The organism is Pseudomonas lundensis (genome assembly GCF_015377145.2).
GTDB lineage: Bacteria > Pseudomonadota > Gammaproteobacteria > Pseudomonadales > Pseudomonadaceae > Aquipseudomonas > Aquipseudomonas lundensis.
Map to the genome: position 1 here is coordinate 582,444 of NZ_CP062158.2, position 16,750 is coordinate 599,193.

Here is a 16,750-nt window from a genome sequence, read left to right on the forward strand (position 1 = left end):
CATATGGATATCAAGACTGCCCTGAACCGTATCGTCGGTCACCTCGACCTGAGCACCGAGGAAATGCGCGATGTAATGCGCGACATCATGACCGGCGAATGCACCGAGGCGCAGATCGGCGCCTTCATGATGGGCATGCGCATGAAGAGTGAGAGCATCGACGAAATCGTCGGTGCGGTCACGGTGATGCGTGAGCTGGCGGACAAAGTCGAACTCAACACACTCGACGGCGTGGTCGACATTGTGGGCACCGGCGGTGACGGTGCGAATATTTTCAACGTTTCCACAGCGTCCGCTCTGGTGATCGCAGCGGCCGGTTGCACGGTAGCCAAACATGGCAATCGCGCTGTCTCCGGCAAAAGCGGCAGTGCTGACTTGCTGGAAGCCGCAGGCGTTTACCTGAACCTGACCCCGGTGCAAGTGGCGCGCTGCATTGACAGCGTGGGCATTGGTTTCATGTTTGCTCAATCCCACCATGGCGCCATGAAGCACGCGGCCATTGCGCGTCGCGATCTGGGCCTGCGTACCCTGTTCAATATGCTTGGCCCGCTTACGAATCCGGCCGGTGTGTTGCACCAGGTGGTCGGCGTGTTCAATCAGGCGTTGTGCCGTCCTTTGGCCGAAGTGTTGCAGCGTCTGGGCAGCAAGCATGTGCTGGTGGTTCATTCGCAGGACGGCCTGGACGAGTTCAGCCTTGCCGCGCCGACGTATGTCGCTGAGCTGCGCAAAGGCGAGATCACGGAGTATTGGGTTCAGCCTGAAGACCTGGGCATCAAGAGCCAAAGCCTGTTTGGCCTGGTGGTCGACAGCCCCGAGCAATCGCTGGAGCTGATTCGCGATGCGCTGGGGCGCCGTAAGACCGAGGCCGGGCAGAAGGCCGCCGAGATGATCGTGCTGAATGCGGGTGCTGCGTTATACGCTGCTGATCTTGCCTACACTCTGAAAGAGGGTGTGGCGCTGGCGCACGATGCGCTGCACACCGGGCTGGCCCGGGAGAAGCTGGAAGAACTGGGCGCGTTTACCGCGATTTTCAAGCAGGAGAATGAAGCATGAGTGTGCCAACCGTTCTGGAAAATATTCTGGCGCGCAAGGTTCAGGAAGTGGCCGAGCGTAGCGCGCGCATCAGTTTGGCTGAACTTGAACGTCAGGTCGCTCAGGCCGATCCGGTCCGTGGCTTTGCCAAAGCATTGCTGGCGCAGGCCAAGTTGAAGCAGCCGGCGGTGATTGCCGAAATCAAGAAAGCATCACCGAGCAAAGGTGTGATTCGCGAGCACTTTGTGCCTGCTGACATTGCACAAAGCTATGAAAAAGGCGGCGCAACCTGCCTTTCAGTGCTGACGGACATTGATTTTTTTCAGGGCGCAGATGCGTACCTGCAGCAGGCGCGCGCGGCGTGCAAGCTGCCGGTAATTCGCAAAGATTTCATGATCGATCCGTATCAGATCGTTGAAGCCCGCGCACTGGGTGCGGACTGCGTGCTGTTGATTGTTTCGGCGCTGGATGACGTCAAAATGGCCGAACTGGCCAGTGTTGCCAAAAGCGTGGGGCTCGACGTGCTGGTCGAAGTGCATGACGGCGATGAGCTTGAGCGAGCGCTGAAAACCCTTGATACGCCCCTGATCGGCATCAACAACCGCAACCTACACACCTTTGAGGTGAGTTTGGAAACCACACTGGACCTGTTGCCCCGTGTGCCGCGTGATCGACTGGTGATTACCGAAAGCGGAATTTTGAACCGCGCCGATGTCGAGCTGATGGAAATCAGCGAGGTGTATTCGTTCCTGGTCGGTGAAGCATTCATGCGCGCTGAAAGTCCGGGCGCAGAATTGCAGCGGTTGTTCTTCCCGGAACGCGGTACACCCATTTCGGGCTCAACAGCGGATTAAACCCGGCCAGCGTTTAGCAAGGACTGCCATGACCCGTATTCAGCGTCTCTGTGTCGAAGCCGGGCTCAAAGCCGAACAAGATTTGCTGGCATCGGTCTGCGCGGGTGAGCGTGAAGCCGGGGTGCTGTTTTGGCAGCCCACCGACCGGGCGTTGGTCATGCCTAAACGCCTGGCTCGACTGCCCGGTTTTGAGAGTGCGAGTGTTGAATTGGCGACCCACGGTTGGCCGATCCTGTTGCGGGAAACAGGCGGCGAGCCAGTTCCTCAATCCGCATCTACGGTCAACATCGCGCTGGTTTACGCCCCGCTTCGCAGCGAGGGGGATCAGGGGCGTATCGAAACTGCTTATCAGCGCCTGTGCCAACCCATCTGTGATCTTTTGACCGAACTGGGCGGCCTTGCTTCATTGGGAGAAATTGAAGGGGCTTTCTGTGATGGCCGTTTCAACGTCAACCTCAATGGGCGCAAGTTGGTGGGTACCGCTCAGCGCTGGCGCCAGAGTCAGGGGGGGCAACGGCCGGTAGGGCTGGTTCACGGTGCTCTGCTGCTGGATAACGAGCGCGAATCGATGGTGGCGTCGGTCAACCGATTCAATGAGCTGTGTTCACTGGAGCAGCGTTGCCGTGCGCAGAGTCACATTGCGTTGCATGAGGTGTTTGCGGCGCCCGACTTTTTTGAACAGCTGGCTTCCCGCTATCAAGACCTTCTGGCGCCGTTGCTCAAGCCTTAACGTGTGCCGTACACCACCATGGTCTTGCCTTTAACGCTGACCAGGTTCTGTTCTTCCAGATCCTTGAGCACGCGTCCCACCATCTCCCGCGAACACCCGACGATCCTGCCGATTTCCTGACGCGTCACTTTGATTTGCATGCCGTCGGGGTGAGTCATTGCGTCAGGCTGCTTGCACAGTTCCAACAAGCAACGGGCCACGCGACCAGTCACGTCAAAGAACGCCAGATCACCTACCTTGCGTGTGGTATTGCGCAATCGTTGTGCGATTTGCCCGCTAAGCGCGTAGAGGATTTCAGGTTCTTGATGCGCGTACTCCCTGAATTTGGCGTAAGTGATTTCTGCAACTTCGCATTCGGTCTTGGCCCTGACCCACGCACTGCGCGCCTGTTCCAGGCCCGGCTGTTCGAACAACCCTAGTTCGCCAATAAAATCCCCGGCGTTGAGGTAGGCGATGATCATTTCACGACCGTCGTCGTCTTCGATCACGATGGTCACGGAGCCTTTGACGATGAAGAACAGCGTCTGTGAACGTTCACCGGCGCAGATGATGTTGCTTTTGGCTTGATAACGCCTGCGTTGGCAATGAGTCAGAAATTTGTCGAGGTTCTTGATCTTGGGTATGGGAGTAAGGGCAACCATGGTTGTGTCCCGTAAAGCCTGCACGGTAAGGGGTTTGATCTATTTTTATGTAGAGCGCTTGCCGGCATGGCGCCAGCGAATTGGCGCCAGCTTAACAGACGAATTCTTCACCTAACGCAGAAATTTCCTCATGCGGCGTCAGAGAAACGCTTCTGGCCTGTCGGTCATTGAATTTTGGCCCTGTGATAAGCTGGCGCCCCTTTTAAGACAGTGGAGTCTGAGCGATGAAGGCACGCATTCAATGGGCGGGCGAAGCCATGTTTTTGGGCGAGTCGGGCAGTGGCCACGTCGTCGTCATGGACGGGCCTCCAGAAAGCGGCGGCCGGAACCTGGGTGTGCGTCCCATGGAGATGCTGCTGCTGGGCCTTGGCGGTTGCAGCAATTTTGATGTGGTCAGCATCCTCAAGAAGTCGCGTCAGGCAGTCGAAAGCTGCGAGGCGTTCCTGGAGGCGGAGCGCGCCACTGAAGACCCGAAAGTGTTTACCAAGATTCACCTGCACTTCGTGGTCAAGGGACGTGGGCTCAAAGAAGCGCAAGTTAAACGTGCGATCGAACTGTCTGCCGAGAAGTATTGCTCGGCGTCGATCATGCTGGGCGCGGCCGGCGTCGCCATCAGCCATGACTACGAAATAATCGAACTGGGCTGAGTGGACATTCAATTTTCATAAAAGCATTGCAGACTCTGGCGATCAGTCGCTGACGTCTGCATAATGCGCCACTTTTTTAAGGGTCGTGGCGGGGAATCATCCCGGCGGCGGGTCCGAACAGATAACCAAAATCGCCATCGCGAAGAGGTGTTAACCGTCCTACGCAGGTGCGTCCCACGCACTTGACGGGCATGCTGGATCACGCGGCCGAGCCGCATCGACATAGAGAGTTTTATTACGGTGAAAAGCAAACTCAAGCTCCACGGGTTCAATAACCTGACAAAGACCTTGAGCTTCAACATCTATGACATCTGCTATGCGGAAACCCCGCAAGACCAGCAGGCATACGTTGAGTACATCAATCAAGAGTACGACGCAGAACGCCTGACGCAGATCCTTACAGATGTGGTTGATATCATTGGTGCCAACATCCTGAACATCGCCCGTCAGGATTACGATCCCCAAGGCGCCAGCGTGACTATTCTGATTTCCGAGCAGCCGGTAACACCTACCGAAAGCCAGATCGAAGAATCCCCAGGCCCGCTGCCAGAGACCATTTTGGGTCACCTCGACAAAAGTCATATCACGGTACACACCTATCCGGAGATTCATCCGGTGGACGGAATCGCGACTTTCCGTGTGGACATCGACGTGTCGACGTGCGGCGTTATTTCACCGCTTAAAGCTCTCAACTATCTGATCCATCAATTTGATTCGGATATCGTGACGGTCGACTATCGCGTGCGCGGCTTTACCCGCGACGTGGAAGGTAAAAAGCACTTTATCGATCACGAGATCAATTCGATCCAGAACTACCTCTCCGAAGACACCCGCGACGGTTATCAAATGACCGACGTGAATGTGTATCAAGAGAACCTGTTTCACACCAAGATGCTGCTCAAGGACTTCGAACTGGATAACTACCTGTTCGGCGATGCCACGAGCAATCTGTCGACCGAGCAGCGCGCTCAGGTCACTGAGCGGGTGAAGCACGAAATGCTCGAAATCTTTTACGCACGCAATATGTCGTAAGCAACGAGCAACCAAAAAAGGCGGCTACCGTGAGGTGAGCCGCCTTTTTTGTGTGCATTTTGCGCAGGGGCGATTAAATGCGATAGGTACTTTTGGTCATGACTTTTGCCATCAGGCTCATCCCGAATTTTACGGGTGCCGGGAAACGGTAGCCGCCCGCCTCCAGTGCGGACTCAGCATGGTGTTCTTCATCGATGCGCATTTGTTCGAGAATGGCGCGCGACTTTTCGTCTTCGGGCGGCAGTTGCGCCAGGTGTTCGTTCAAGTGCTTGCACACTTGATCTTCGGTAGCGGCGACAAAACCCAGGCTGACTTTGTCGCTGATCAGGCCGGCCACAGCGCCAATCCCGAAAGACATGCCGTAAAACAGCGGGTTCAGTACGCTCGGGTGGCTACCCAATTGACGAATGCGTTGTTCGCACCAGGCCAGATGATCGATTTCTTCTTCAGCGGCATGTTCCATGGCTTCGCGCACCTGCGGCAGCTTGGCGGTCAGGGCTTGGCCCTGATACAAGGCCTGGGCGCAGACTTCGCCGGTATGGTTGATGCGCATCAGACCCGCCACATGACGCGTGGCCTGTTCCCCCAGAGGGTTTTCAGGTTTGACGATGGCAGGTGAGGGGCGATACGGCTGACCGCTGAAAGGCAGCAAAGTGCGCATTGCGGTATCAGCTTGTAACAGAAGACGGTCAATCGGCGAGTAGTGACGTTGGGTAGTCATGCTTACCTCCGGAAAAAATCACGGCGGCCAGTTTACCCCAATCGGACGGGCAGGGTTTGCGTTGGATCATGGGTCAGCGCAGGAGGTTTTGGCACTCCCGCGCAAACCGATCGATGAATCAGCCCGGTGGCCAGTTCATTTGGCGCTGACCCAGCACGTGCATGTGAATGTGGTAAACCGTTTGGCCGCCCTCTTCATTGCAGTTCATCACGACACGAAAGCCCTTCTCGCAGCCTTGTTCGACCGCCAGACGCTGCGCGGTGAACAAAATATGACCGGCCAGCGCTTTGTCTTCTTCGGTCAGGTCATTGAGGGTGCGGATCGGTTTTTTCGGGATGACCAGAAAGTGCACCGGCGCTTGTGGCGCAATGTCGTGAAACGCCAGAACCTGATCATCTTCATAAATGATCTTTGCGGGTATTTCACGGTTGATGATCTTGGTGAACAGAGTATCCAAAGCTGTATCTCCGTAAGTGAAGTCCGATCTGAGTGTACGCAGGGGATCGTTTGGCGGCCAGCCACCTTAACGTGGGCAGTACGACTTATTAACCGAGGCGGCAATCTTGCGCGTCATCCAGCGTGTTAGCAGCCGGGGGACGCGGGTCATCCAGCGGTTTCGCCAGCCCGGCATGATAATCGCCTTGTTCTTTTCAAGTGCGCGTACGGTGTAAAGCGCGACTTCTTCAGGGCTCAGTGCATGGCGATTGTGTTTGACCGTGTCGGCATTCATGTTCGCCGCTTCAAAAAAACCGGTGCGGGTGATGCCGGGGCAGAGCACTGACACTTTGATCCCGGTTTTCTTGACCTCTTCGCGCAGGCCCTCTGAAAAGTGCAGCACGTAGGCTTTACTGGCGAAGTAGGTGCTCAGCCAAGGGCCCGGCTGATACGCCGCGATCGAGGAAACGTTGAGGATCTGCCCGCCGCCCTGGACCGCCATCATATTGCCGATGGCATGGCACAGCCGCGTGAGGGCCAGCACATTGAGCTCGATCAAATCTTGCTCTGCGCTCCAGTCGTTGGCCAGGAAAGGGCCGCAGGTTCCGATCCCTGCGCAATTGATCAGCAAATCAATCTGCCTGTCACCTTCTTCCAGCTCCAGCAAGAAGCCGGACAAGCGCAGCGGCTCGCCCAGATCGCAGGCGCGAATCAGCACTTCTACGCCAAAGCGCTGGGTGAATTCGAGGGCTATGGCCTCCAGTGCGTCCCGTTGGCGGGCAACCAGAATCAAACTGCGCCCGCGACGGGCAAGGGCTTCTGCCAGGGCCAGGCCAATGCCGCTTGAGGCGCCAGTGATCAAAGCGTAACGGGTCATGCTGTTCTCCATCGCAACGGTTCAGTCCGGTGACAATGATGTCCCTGGCGTTAGCGCGTTTAATAAAGAGCGCAGTCTACAGGCTGTTGGTGCCGGCTGCGTTGATGAACGAGGTTGCAAGGCCCAGTGCAAAGGCGAGGACCGTCACGATTAACGAAACAATCATCAGCGTGATCGCAACCCAAGCCAGAACTTTGACTGCCGGACTGTTAGGCGGCGGTGGCGGGCCATACTGGTTCGGACCGGTCGTACCGGGCATCAGTACCAACATAAAGGACAGGATCAGGGTTGCCACAGGCACTAAATGCAGCAAGAGCATCCACGCTGACCAGTTGAGATCATGCAGGCGCTGTGCGCTGATCCTGATGCTAATGACGAAATAGGCCAGTAGCACCGTCAGGCTACAGGTGAACCCCAGCGTGTATGAGACTTGGGCTAACAGCAGGCACGGGATGAGCAGTGCAGCCGCGATTGCGGTGAGCACCAGTGGCCAGGCCAGCATTCGCATGCGGCCAATTCGACCGTCGAACCCCAGTGGGTCCAGCGTGCCATACGATTCGTGAGATTTTTTATCCAGGCTTACTTCCGGCATTACTGCGTCCTTGTCAGGTATTTAAAAAATGAAGCCCGCTGATTGGGCGGGCTTCGATGTTTCAAAGGTGTGGCCAATGGCTGGATAACCGTTGAATTCGACTTAACGCCTGACGATATTCCTCGTCCAGGCGTGCGATCAGTTCATCCGTTGAAGGCAAGTCGGAGATTTCGCCTACGCCCTGACCGGCCGACCACACGGTTTTCCATGCTTTGGCTTCATCGTTGAGCGGTTTCAGTTTGTTTCCTGATTCCCCCTTGCTTTGCAACGCTGCCAAGTCGTACCCGGCATTTTCAAGGCTTTGCCGCATGAAACTGGCAGGTACGCCTGATACCGCAGGGGTGTGAATGATATCGGCCGCGCGGGATGCTAGCAGCATCTGCTTATAAGCGTCAGGCGCATGGCTTTCGCGGGTGGCGATGAAGCGCGTGCCCATATAGGCCAAGTCGGCGCCAAGCGTTTGAGCTGCCAAGATCTCGTGGCCGTGGTTCAGGCAGCCTGCGAGCAGCAGCGTTTTGTCGAAAAACTGGCGTATCTCAGCTGCCAGAGCGAAAGGGCTCCAGGTGCCCGCATGCCCGCCTGCGCCAGCAGCAACAGCGATCAAACCGTCGACACCGGCTTGCGCGGCTTTTTCGGCGTGACGGCGGGTGGTGACATCATGGAAGACCAGCCCGCCGTAGCTGTGAACCGCGTCGATCACCTCTTTAGCGGCGCCCAGGCTGGTGATCACGATGGGCACTTTGTGCTCAATGCAAATGGCGAGGTCTGCTTCAAGTCGTGGGTTGCTGTTGTGCACGATCAGGTTCACGGCGTAGGGCGCCGGGTTATCCAGTAGCGCCAGACCTGCTTCGATTTCCTCCAGCCAGGCTTTGAACCCTTGGCTGTCGCGCTGGTTCAGTGCAGGGAAACTGCCGACTACGCCGTTACGGCAGCAGGCAAGCACCAGTTGCGGGTTTGAGATCAGAAACATAGGAGCGGCCACCACCGGCAGGCGCAAGCGTTGTTCAAGCAGAGCGGGCAGTGACATCGGATAACCTCGTTGAAAGATGAGTTGCCGTTAGAACGGTTTGACCACCACCAGAATTACGATGGCGATCAGAAACAGGACCGGTACTTCGTTGAACCAGCGGAAGTACACATGGCTGCGGGTATTTTCTCCACGGGCGAAGCGTTTAACTTGAGCCCCGCACATGTGGTGATAGCCGATGAGCAGCACCACGAGTGTCAATTTGGCATGCATCCAGCCCTGGCTAAAATAGCCGCTAGGGTTAAGGCTGATCAGCCAGCCGCCAAAAATGATTGTGGCGATCATCGCGGGGCCCATGATGCCGCGATACAGCTTGCGCTCCATGACGCTGAAGCGCTCTTTGCTGACGGAATCTTCGCTTTGGGCGTGGTAAACGAACAGGCGAGGTAGGTAAAACAGGCCAGCAAACCAGCAGACGATGCTGATGATGTGGAAGGCTTTGAGCCATAGATAAAGCATTTTTAGTTATTCCCAGATTCACGGTAGATCAAATAGTAGTAGTAGAGCGTCCGGGAGTCACCTTGGCGGTTGTCGCAGGGGCGCGCTGTCCCTATTATCGAGGGCTTTCCAGTGGGTTCGTTGAGGGGCAGGTTATGGTCAAGGTCGGTATTGTCGGCGGCACGGGTTACACCGGTGTCGAATTGCTGCGTTTGCTGGCGCAGCATCCGCAGGCAGAAGTGGTAGTGATCACTTCTCGATCCGAAGCAGGCCTGCCTGTTGCTGATATGTATCCCAACCTGCGCGGTCATTACGATGGCCTTGCCTTCAGCGTGCCTGATACTCAGACATTGGCGGCGTGCGATGTGGTGTTTTTCGCGACGCCCCATGGCGTGGCTCATGCCTTGGCAGGTGAATTGCTTGCGGCCGGAACCAAGGTGATCGACCTGTCAGCCGATTTCCGTCTGCAAGATGCAGAGGAGTGGGCCAAGTGGTACGGCCAGCCGCATGGTGCGCCTGAACTGCTAGAAGAGGCGGTTTATGGCCTGCCGGAAGTCAATCGCGAACAAATCAGGAAAGCACGATTGATTGCAGTGCCGGGTTGCTATCCGACTGCTACCCAACTGGGTTTTCTTCCTTTGCTCGAAGCAGGTATTGCCGATACGTCAGTTTTGATTGCTGACTGTAAATCCGGTGTTAGCGGTGCTGGTCGGGGCGCGAGTGTTGGCTCTCTATATGCCGAAACGTCTGAAAGCATGAAGGCTTATGCCGTCAAAGGGCATCGTCACCTGCCTGAAATTCGTCAGGGTTTACGCCGTGCCGCTGGCAAAGAGGTAGGACTGACATTCGTCCCGCATTTAACGCCAATGATTCGTGGGATTCATTCCACGTTGTACGCAACGGTTACTGATCGCTCTGTGGATCTGCAGGCGCTGTTTGAAAAACGTTACGCAAACGAGCCATTTGTGGATGTAATGCCTGCTGGCAGCCATCCCGAAACACGCAGTGTGCGCGGCGCCAATGTGTGCCGCATAGCCATTCACCGCCCGCAGGATGGCGATCTGGTGGTCGTTTTGTCGGTTATCGACAACTTGGTCAAGGGGGCGTCAGGTCAGGCCGTGCAGAATATGAATATCCTGTTTGGTCTGGATGAGCGTCTGGGCCTGTCCCATGCCGGCATGCTGCCTTAAACCTTGCAGATATCCTCAAGCGGTAAGCGTCCACCTTACCGCTGCTACTTATGAATAGTTGACCGCTTTTCTAGGAGAAGCGGATAATGCGCGTCATCACGCATTATGGCGGCATAGCGCCGGGAGATAGTCAGCATGAGCGTCGAATCCTTCACCCCCATGGCTTTGCAATTCACCGAAGGTGCTGCGCACAAGGTGAAGAGCCTGGTCGATGAAGAGGGTAATGATCGTTTGAAGCTGCGCGTATTTGTGACGGGCGGCGGTTGTTCGGGTTTTCAGTACGGTTTCACTTTTGATGAAGAAGTCGCGGACGATGACACTATCGTTGAGCGCGAGGGCGTAAGCCTGGTGGTTGATCCGATGAGCTTCCAGTATCTGGCTGGCGCTGAAGTGGACTATCAGGAAGGTCTCGAAGGGTCGCGTTTTGTGATCAAGAACCCGAATGCCACCACGACCTGTGGTTGCGGTTCGTCCTTCTCGATTTGATTGTCCGCACACACGTTTGACCCTCAACGCCGCGTCGATACGCGGCGTTTTGCTGTCTGCCGTTTATTGAACGGGTGTTCAGGCGGGATAGATAGCGCCAAGGATGCGCAAGCCGCGAGCGCCAGTTACGCTGGGGCGGTTGGTAGGAATGTTTTCCAGGCAGCAATGGGCCAACCACGCAAAAGCCATGGCTTCCACCCAGTCTGGATCCACGCCTTTGACCTGGGTGCTATTGACCCGAGTTTGGGGGAGAAGTGAAGCGAGCCGCGTCATCAGTGCGGTGTTGTGCGCGCCGCCACCGCATACCAGAAGCTCGTCGGTGTGCGGTTGAGCGCTTTGCAGTGAGTCCACGATCGTTAGGGCTGTGAGTTCGAGCAGGGTTGCCTGAATGTCTTCAGCGGGGAAGGCTGGCAGGCTGAAGAGATGGTGCTTCAGCCAATTCAAGTTAAAGACTTCGCGCCCGGTGCTTTTTGGGCCTTGTGTCTTGAAGAAGGGGTCGCTGAGCAACGTGTTCAGCAAGGCAGGTTCTACTCTGCCACTGGCAGCCCATTGGCCACTACGGTCATACAGATCGCCGCGTGTGTCTTGTATCCAGGCGTCCAGCAAGACGTTCCCGGGGCCGCAATCGAATCCGGCTACAGGCTCGGTAGGTGTTATCAAGCTTAGGTTGCTGAATCCGCCAACATTTAAAACGGCTCGATAGCCACTCTCGTGAGTAAACAAGGCTTCGTGAAATGCCGGCACGAGCGGCGCGCCTTGGCCGCCAGCTGCGACATCCCGCCTACGGAAATCGCCCACCACGCAAATCCCTGTCAACTCGGCCAATAAAGCAGGGTTACCGATTTGAACGGTATAGCCCAGAGCGGGTTCGTGCCGGATGGTCTGGCCGTGGCTGCCTATCGCCCGGATGTCTTGTGGGGAGAGCTGTTGTTGTGTGAGAAGTGCGTGTACGCCTTGGGCGGCCAGTTCAACCCAGTGATTTTCAGCAATGGCGCAGCGGGCAACTTCGTCAGGGCCGCTGGCGCACAGGCTGAGCAATTCGGCGCGTAATGAGGAGGGCATGGGGGTGTAGTGAGAGGCGAGAAGCTTGATGCTCGCCCCTAACTCGATCAGAGCGATGTCCATGCCATCAAGGCTTGTGCCGGACATCACTCCTATGTAGAGCGCCATGACTTAGCGCTTGCTCGAAGCCAGCATGGTGGCTTTTTCCTGATTCATGCGAGCCATCAATGGCTGGCTTTGTTGCATGAACCGGGCACGCTCGTTTTTGGCAATCGGATCAGCCATCGGGAGTTTTTGCCCCAGCGGATCTACATGGACGCCATTGACTTGAAACTCGTAATGCAGGTGTGGGCCGGTCGACAGGCCGGTCGTGCCAATGTAACCAATAACTTGCCCTTGCTTGACGGCGCCGCCCGTTTTGACGCCCTTGGCGAAGCCCTGCATGTGGCCGTAAAGCGTGCGGTACGTGTTGCCATGTTGAATGATGACGGTGTTGCCGTACCCGCCACGACGGCCTGCAAGTAATACTTTGCCATCACCGGCAGCCTTGATCGGTGTTCCACGTGGTGCCGCGTAATCCACGCCTTTGTGGGCACGGATCTTGTTCAGGATCGGGTGTTTGCGTCCCGAAGAGAAGCGTGAACTGATGCGGGCGAAATCTACTGGGGTGCGGATGAAGGCTTTGCGCATGCTATTGCCGTCAGCGGTGTAGTAATTGCTGATGCCCAGCTTATTGGTGTAACGCACTGCCGTATAGGTTTTGCCTCGGTTGGTGAAGCGAGCAGACAAGATGTTGCCCGTGCCAACCGTTTTGCCGTTGACCACTTTTTGCTCGTAGATGACCTCGAACTGATCGCCGGGCCGTATATCTTGTGCAAAGTCGATGTCATAGCCGAATACTTTGGCCATATCCATCGTCATGCTGTGAGGCAGGCCGGCGCGCTGGCCGGAAGCAGACAGTGAGCTGCTGATTACACCGTGAACATAGGCGGTGCGCATTGTCGGTTGAGCGGTCACACGGCGAAACGAATATCCCTTGGCTGTTTTGCTCAAGGTGATGGTTTCGAGATCGCTGATGCGGCTGTGCAGGTTATTGAGCTGACCGTCTGTGCCCATTTCAAACTCGAGCTTCTGCCCGTGTTTCAGCTGGCTGAACTGCTTGGCCTGTTTGTCGCTGGCCAGGACCTCGTGTACAGACGCAGCGGGCAGGCCCACTTTCTCAAACAGGGTAGAGAGGGTATCGCCCTTCGCGACAATGACTTCGCGGTGGCTAGGCGCTTTTTTGTCTTCAGCTTTTGCAGTCGCAGCGGGCGCGCTGTCTTGCGGGTCTATTTGGGTAAACGGAGCAGGTGTCGCTTCATTTGTGGCCTGAACGAGGTCTGCGGCGTCTTGATCTTGTGTCAGTTGTTCTGCGGGGGTTTCCAGTTCCAGGTTTAGCGTTGTGCGTTTGGCCTCGACTTCGCTGGATGGAAATACCAGCAGTGCCAAACTCAATAATGCTGCGATCCCGCTTGCGGCGAGCAGGTGGGTCTTCGGATAAAGCGGTGGCGCTTTAGGCGGTTGACTGGTCATAGGTAATTTGACTTTGAGATAAAGGATGAATTGGAAAAGATGACTGACACTGTGAAGATGAAATAACTGTATAAAATATAACCAAAACGCCCTTGAAGCAAGTTGACCACACATTAACTGACAGATAGCCCCCCGTGCGCCCGCCAGAACTTGTAATTAGTGGGTGATCTTGTATGGTTGGTTCCCTTTGAAATTGAGCCTTACGGGTCTGATATGAAGTCGGTTGAAGAGCAGCTAGCGCTAATCAAGCGTGGTGCCGAAGAGGTACTGGTCGAGTCTGAACTGGTCGAGAAGTTGAAGCGTGGCCAGCCGCTGCGTATCAAGGCGGGATTTGACCCTACTGCACCCGATCTGCATTTGGGTCACACCGTACTGATCAATAAGCTGCGCCAGTTTCAGGAGCTTGGCCATCACGTCATTTTTCTGATCGGTGACTTTACCGGGATGATTGGTGATCCAAGTGGCAAGAGTGCGACGCGTCCTCCGCTGACGCGCGAGCAAGTGCTCGACAACGCAGAGACCTATAAGACACAGGTCTTCAAGATTCTGGATCCATCGAAAACCGAAGTGGCGTTCAACTCAACCTGGATGGATCAGATGGGGCCTGCGGATTTTATTCGTCTGACGTCCCAATACACTGTAGCGCGCATGCTTGAGCGCGACGACTTTGATAAGCGCTACACCACCAATCAGCCTATTGCTATCCACGAGTTTTTGTATCCGTTGGTACAGGGCTATGACTCGGTTGCCTTGCGAGCGGATGTCGAGTTGGGTGGCACTGATCAGAAGTTTAATTTGCTGATGGGTCGTGAGTTGCAGCGTGGTTATGGGCAGGAGGCGCAGTGCATCGTCACGATGCCTTTGCTTGAGGGGTTGGATGGCGTCAAGAAGATGTCCAAATCCCTGGGTAATTACGTTGGTATTCAGGAAGCGCCTGGTGTGATGTATAGCAAGCTGGTGTCGATCCCGGATGCGTTGATGTGGCGTTACTTTGAATTGCTCAGCTTCCGCTCGATGGATGAGATCAATGCCTTTAAGGCAGAGGTTGAGGCTGGGGCCAATCCGCGAGATATCAAAATCAAGCTGGCTGAAGAGATTGTGGCGCGTTTTCACGGTGCAGAGGCTGCAGCTAATGCGCACCGTGGTGCGGGTAACCGCATGAAAGATGGTGAGCTGCCGGATGACTTGCCGGAGATTGAGCTGAGCGCTACTGAAGACATGCCGATTGCTGCAGTGCTGAACAAAGCTGGGCTGGTGAAGAATTCTGCGGTTGCTCGTGATTTGTTGGGTTCGGGTGGTGTGCGTATTGATGGAGAGGTGGTTGATCGCTCCTATATATATGCATTGGGCTCCACTCATGTTTGTCAGGCGGGTAAGAAGGCATTTGCCCGAATTACGTTGAAATCTGAATAAACTTGGAAATAGTGCTGGACGGCGCATTTTGTTGGCCTATAATGCGCCCACTTCCGGCGCAGTCGAAACGGAAAACTCCTTGAGTTTCAATGAGTTAAGCGGTTTTGACGGTGCCAGCTTCAAATCATCGAAGCAGGAAATGAGGTGTTGACAGCAGCGTGTAACGCTGTAGAATTCGCCTCCCGCTGACGAGAGATCGAAAGCGCAAGTGGTTGATGTTACAGAGGAAACTTTGAAAACATCTTAAATAACCGCTTGACAGCAACAGAGGCTGCTGTAGAATGCGCGCCTCGGTTGAGCGAAAGCTTAACCAACCGCTCTTTAACAACTGAATCAAGCAATTCGTGTGGGTGCTTGTGGGGTCAGACTGATAGTCAAAAAGATTATCAGCATCACAAGTTACTCCGCGAGAAATCAAAGATGTAACCAACGATTGCTGAGCCAAGTTTAGGGTTTTCTCAAAACCCAAAGATGTTTGAACTGAAGAGTTTGATCATGGCTCAGATTGAACGCTGGCGGCAGGCCTAACACATGCAAGTCGAGCGGTAGAGAGGTGCTTGCACCTCTTGAGAGCGGCGGACGGGTGAGTAATACCTAGGAATCTGCCTGGTAGTGGGGGATAACGTTCGGAAACGGACGCTAATACCGCATACGTCCTACGGGAGAAAGCAGGGGACCTTCGGGCCTTGCGCTATCAGATGAGCCTAGGTCGGATTAGCTAGTTGGTGAGGTAATGGCTCACCAAGGCTACGATCCGTAACTGGTCTGAGAGGATGATCAGTCACACTGGAACTGAGACACGGTCCAGACTCCTACGGGAGGCAGCAGTGGGGAATATTGGACAATGGGCGAAAGCCTGATCCAGCCATGCCGCGTGTGTGAAGAAGGTCTTCGGATTGTAAAGCACTTTAAGTTGGGAGGAAGGGCATTAACCTAATACGTTAGTGCTTTGACGTTACCGACAGAATAAGCACCGGCTAACTCTGTGCCAGCAGCCGCGGTAATACAGAGGGTGCAAGCGTTAATCGGAATTACTGGGCGTAAAGCGCGCGTAGGTGGTTTGTTAAGTTGAATGTGAAATCCCCGGGCTCAACCTGGGAACTGCATCCAAAACTGGCAAGCTAGAGTATGGTAGAGGGTAGTGGAATTTCCTGTGTAGCGGTGAAATGCGTAGATATAGGAAGGAACACCAGTGGCGAAGGCGACTACCTGGACTGATACTGACACTGAGGTGCGAAAGCGTGGGGAGCAAACAGGATTAGATACCCTGGTAGTCCACGCCGTAAACGATGTCAACTAGCCGTTGGGAACCTTGAGTTCTTAGTGGCGCAGCTAACGCATTAAGTTGACCGCCTGGGGAGTACGGCCGCAAGGTTAAAACTCAAATGAATTGACGGGGGCCCGCACAAGCGGTGGAGCATGTGGTTTAATTCGAAGCAACGCGAAGAACCTTACCAGGCCTTGACATCCAATGAACTTTCCAGAGATGGATTGGTGCCTTCGGGAACATTGAGACAGGTGCTGCATGGCTGTCGTCAGCTCGTGTCGTGAGATGTTGGGTTAAGTCCCGTAACGAGCGCAACCCTTGTCCTTAGTTACCAGCACGTAATGGTGGGCACTCTAAGGAGACTGCCGGTGACAAACCGGAGGAAGGTGGGGATGACGTCAAGTCATCATGGCCCTTACGGCCTGGGCTACACACGTGCTACAATGGTCGGTACAAAGGGTTGCCAAGCCGCGAGGTGGAGCTAATCCCATAAAACCGATCGTAGTCCGGATCGCAGTCTGCAACTCGACTGCGTGAAGTCGGAATCGCTAGTAATCGTGAATCAGAATGTCACGGTGAATACGTTCCCGGGCCTTGTACACACCGCCCGTCACACCATGGGAGTGGGTTGCACCAGAAGTAGCTAGTCTAACCTTCGGGAGGACGGTTACCACGGTGTGATTCATGACTGGGGTGAAGTCGTAACAAGGTAGCCGTAGGGGAACCTGCGGCTGGATCACCTCCTTAATCGACGACATCAGCTGCTCCATAAGTTCCCACACGAATTGCTTGAT

The 16,750-nt window shown here is 55.3% G+C and carries 17 protein-coding genes and 1 rRNA gene; 9 read left to right on the top strand and 9 right to left on the bottom strand.

Annotated elements, in window-relative coordinates:
* The first annotated feature begins 3 nt into the window (after positions 1 to 3).
* From trpD to IF654_RS03005, 3 genes are read left to right on the top strand one after another with little or no spacing between them, the layout of a single operon-like run.
* Positions 4 to 1,053 (top strand): anthranilate phosphoribosyltransferase, encoded by a 1,050-nt coding sequence (trpD, locus tag IF654_RS02995; RefSeq protein WP_047277972.1) that lies wholly within the window; start codon positions 4 to 6, stop codon positions 1,051 to 1,053.
* Positions 1,050 to 1,886 carry an indole-3-glycerol phosphate synthase TrpC gene (gene trpC, locus IF654_RS03000; RefSeq protein ID WP_047277970.1) on the top strand — a complete coding sequence of 279 codons (837 nt, stop codon included), beginning with the start codon at positions 1,050 to 1,052 and terminating at the stop codon, positions 1,884 to 1,886. The genes trpD and trpC overlap by 4 nt, the downstream gene beginning before the upstream one ends.
* 28 nt (positions 1,887 to 1,914) lie before the next feature.
* Positions 1,915 to 2,616 carry a lipoate--protein ligase family protein gene (locus IF654_RS03005; RefSeq protein WP_194862767.1) on the top strand — a complete coding sequence of 234 codons (702 nt, stop codon included), beginning with the start codon at positions 1,915 to 1,917 and terminating at the stop codon, positions 2,614 to 2,616.
* Here IF654_RS03005 and crp read toward each other — a convergent pair.
* On the bottom strand, positions 2,613 to 3,257 hold the full coding sequence (crp, locus tag IF654_RS03010; RefSeq protein WP_047277966.1) for a cAMP-activated global transcriptional regulator CRP: 645 nt from the start codon (positions 3,255 to 3,257) through the stop codon (positions 2,613 to 2,615). The genes IF654_RS03005 and crp overlap by 4 nt on opposite strands.
* Before the next feature lie 224 nt (positions 3,258 to 3,481).
* Between crp and IF654_RS03015 the strand changes: the two genes are divergently transcribed.
* Both IF654_RS03015 and speD read left to right on the top strand, forming a co-directional pair.
* Complete coding sequence (locus IF654_RS03015; RefSeq protein ID WP_003444470.1) at positions 3,482 to 3,904, top strand: OsmC family protein; 423 nt, start codon at positions 3,482 to 3,484, stop codon at positions 3,902 to 3,904.
* Between the two features lie 240 nt (positions 3,905 to 4,144).
* Positions 4,145 to 4,936 carry an adenosylmethionine decarboxylase gene (gene speD / locus IF654_RS03020; RefSeq protein WP_047277964.1) on the top strand — a complete coding sequence of 264 codons (792 nt, stop codon included), beginning with the start codon at positions 4,145 to 4,147 and terminating at the stop codon, positions 4,934 to 4,936.
* A gap of 73 nt (positions 4,937 to 5,009) precedes the next feature.
* Here the strand turns inward: speD and coq7 are convergent, their stop codons facing one another.
* From coq7 to hemJ, 6 genes are all read right to left on the bottom strand, one after another.
* Entirely contained in the window at positions 5,010 to 5,657 is a 648-nt protein-coding gene (coq7, locus tag IF654_RS03025; RefSeq protein ID WP_047277962.1) for a 2-polyprenyl-3-methyl-6-methoxy-1,4-benzoquinone monooxygenase, read from the bottom strand.
* 118 nt (positions 5,658 to 5,775) lie between these two features.
* Positions 5,776 to 6,114, bottom strand: coding sequence for a histidine triad nucleotide-binding protein (locus IF654_RS03030; protein WP_047277960.1), 339 nt, complete (start codon positions 6,112 to 6,114; stop codon positions 5,776 to 5,778).
* Between the two features lie 66 nt (positions 6,115 to 6,180).
* The gene (locus IF654_RS03035) at positions 6,181 to 6,969 is read right to left on the bottom strand and encodes an SDR family NAD(P)-dependent oxidoreductase (protein ID WP_047277958.1); all 789 of its coding nucleotides are present in this window, start codon (positions 6,967 to 6,969) and stop codon (positions 6,181 to 6,183) included.
* A 76-nt stretch (positions 6,970 to 7,045) separates the two neighbouring features.
* On the bottom strand, positions 7,046 to 7,561 hold the full coding sequence (locus IF654_RS03040) for a DUF805 domain-containing protein (protein ID WP_047277956.1): 516 nt from the start codon (positions 7,559 to 7,561) through the stop codon (positions 7,046 to 7,048).
* A gap of 61 nt (positions 7,562 to 7,622) precedes the next feature.
* Positions 7,623 to 8,588, bottom strand: a complete 966-nt coding sequence (locus tag IF654_RS03045) for an NAD(P)H-dependent flavin oxidoreductase (protein WP_047277954.1) — start codon at positions 8,586 to 8,588, stop codon at positions 7,623 to 7,625.
* 30 nt (positions 8,589 to 8,618) lie between these two features.
* Positions 8,619 to 9,047: a protoporphyrinogen oxidase HemJ gene (gene hemJ / locus IF654_RS03050; protein WP_047277952.1), complete on the bottom strand. Its 429-nt coding sequence runs from the start codon at positions 9,045 to 9,047 to the stop codon at positions 8,619 to 8,621.
* 134 nt (positions 9,048 to 9,181) lie between these two features.
* On the opposite strand from hemJ, the gene argC reads away from it, so the two are divergent.
* Complete coding sequence (argC, locus tag IF654_RS03055) at positions 9,182 to 10,216, top strand: N-acetyl-gamma-glutamyl-phosphate reductase (RefSeq protein ID WP_047277950.1); 1,035 nt, start codon at positions 9,182 to 9,184, stop codon at positions 10,214 to 10,216.
* A gap of 135 nt (positions 10,217 to 10,351) precedes the next feature.
* A complete protein-coding gene (gene erpA, locus IF654_RS03060) occupies positions 10,352 to 10,702 on the top strand; it encodes an iron-sulfur cluster insertion protein ErpA (RefSeq protein ID WP_003444456.1) in 351 nt (116 codons plus the stop codon).
* A gap of 78 nt (positions 10,703 to 10,780) precedes the next feature.
* Here erpA and IF654_RS03065 read toward each other — a convergent pair whose 3' ends face one another.
* Entirely contained in the window at positions 10,781 to 11,872 is a 1,092-nt protein-coding gene (locus tag IF654_RS03065) for an anhydro-N-acetylmuramic acid kinase (RefSeq protein WP_083334294.1), read from the bottom strand.
* 3 nt (positions 11,873 to 11,875) lie between these two features.
* Positions 11,876 to 13,276: a peptidoglycan DD-metalloendopeptidase family protein gene (locus IF654_RS03070; RefSeq protein WP_047277945.1), complete on the bottom strand. Its 1,401-nt coding sequence runs from the start codon at positions 13,274 to 13,276 to the stop codon at positions 11,876 to 11,878.
* A gap of 213 nt (positions 13,277 to 13,489) precedes the next feature.
* Between IF654_RS03070 and tyrS the strand changes: the two genes are divergently transcribed.
* Complete coding sequence (tyrS, locus tag IF654_RS03075; RefSeq protein ID WP_047277942.1) at positions 13,490 to 14,689, top strand: tyrosine--tRNA ligase; 1,200 nt, start codon at positions 13,490 to 13,492, stop codon at positions 14,687 to 14,689.
* A gap of 477 nt (positions 14,690 to 15,166) precedes the next feature.
* Positions 15,167 to 16,703 (top strand): 16S ribosomal RNA (locus tag IF654_RS03080).
* Positions 16,704 to 16,750 lie beyond the last annotated feature (47 nt).

What these genes read in the sequence shown, in the direction of transcription:
- IF654_RS03045 (WP_047277954.1), bottom strand. Translation starts at nt 8,588, where the DNA reads ATGTCACTGCCCGCTCTGCTTGAACAACGCTTGCGCCTGCCGGTGGTG.
- trpD (WP_047277972.1), top strand. Translation starts at nt 4, where the DNA reads ATGGATATCAAGACTGCCCTGAACCGTATCGTCGGTCACCTCGACCTG.
- IF654_RS03035 (WP_047277958.1), bottom strand. Translation starts at nt 6,969, where the DNA reads ATGACCCGTTACGCTTTGATCACTGGCGCCTCAAGCGGCATTGGCCTG.
- trpC (WP_047277970.1), top strand. Translation starts at nt 1,050, where the DNA reads ATGAGTGTGCCAACCGTTCTGGAAAATATTCTGGCGCGCAAGGTTCAG.
- IF654_RS03070 (WP_047277945.1), bottom strand. Translation starts at nt 13,276, where the DNA reads ATGACCAGTCAACCGCCTAAAGCGCCACCGCTTTATCCGAAGACCCAC.
- hemJ (WP_047277952.1), bottom strand. Translation starts at nt 9,047, where the DNA reads ATGCTTTATCTATGGCTCAAAGCCTTCCACATCATCAGCATCGTCTGC.
- erpA (WP_003444456.1), top strand. Translation starts at nt 10,352, where the DNA reads ATGAGCGTCGAATCCTTCACCCCCATGGCTTTGCAATTCACCGAAGGT.
- IF654_RS03005 (WP_194862767.1), top strand. Translation starts at nt 1,915, where the DNA reads ATGACCCGTATTCAGCGTCTCTGTGTCGAAGCCGGGCTCAAAGCCGAA.
- crp (WP_047277966.1), bottom strand. Translation starts at nt 3,257, where the DNA reads ATGGTTGCCCTTACTCCCATACCCAAGATCAAGAACCTCGACAAATTT.
- IF654_RS03065 (WP_083334294.1), bottom strand. Translation starts at nt 11,872, where the DNA reads ATGGCGCTCTACATAGGAGTGATGTCCGGCACAAGCCTTGATGGCATG.
- IF654_RS03015 (WP_003444470.1), top strand. Translation starts at nt 3,482, where the DNA reads ATGAAGGCACGCATTCAATGGGCGGGCGAAGCCATGTTTTTGGGCGAG.
- argC (WP_047277950.1), top strand. Translation starts at nt 9,182, where the DNA reads ATGGTCAAGGTCGGTATTGTCGGCGGCACGGGTTACACCGGTGTCGAA.
- coq7 (WP_047277962.1), bottom strand. Translation starts at nt 5,657, where the DNA reads ATGACTACCCAACGTCACTACTCGCCGATTGACCGTCTTCTGTTACAA.
- IF654_RS03040 (WP_047277956.1), bottom strand. Translation starts at nt 7,561, where the DNA reads ATGCCGGAAGTAAGCCTGGATAAAAAATCTCACGAATCGTATGGCACG.
- tyrS (WP_047277942.1), top strand. Translation starts at nt 13,490, where the DNA reads ATGAAGTCGGTTGAAGAGCAGCTAGCGCTAATCAAGCGTGGTGCCGAA.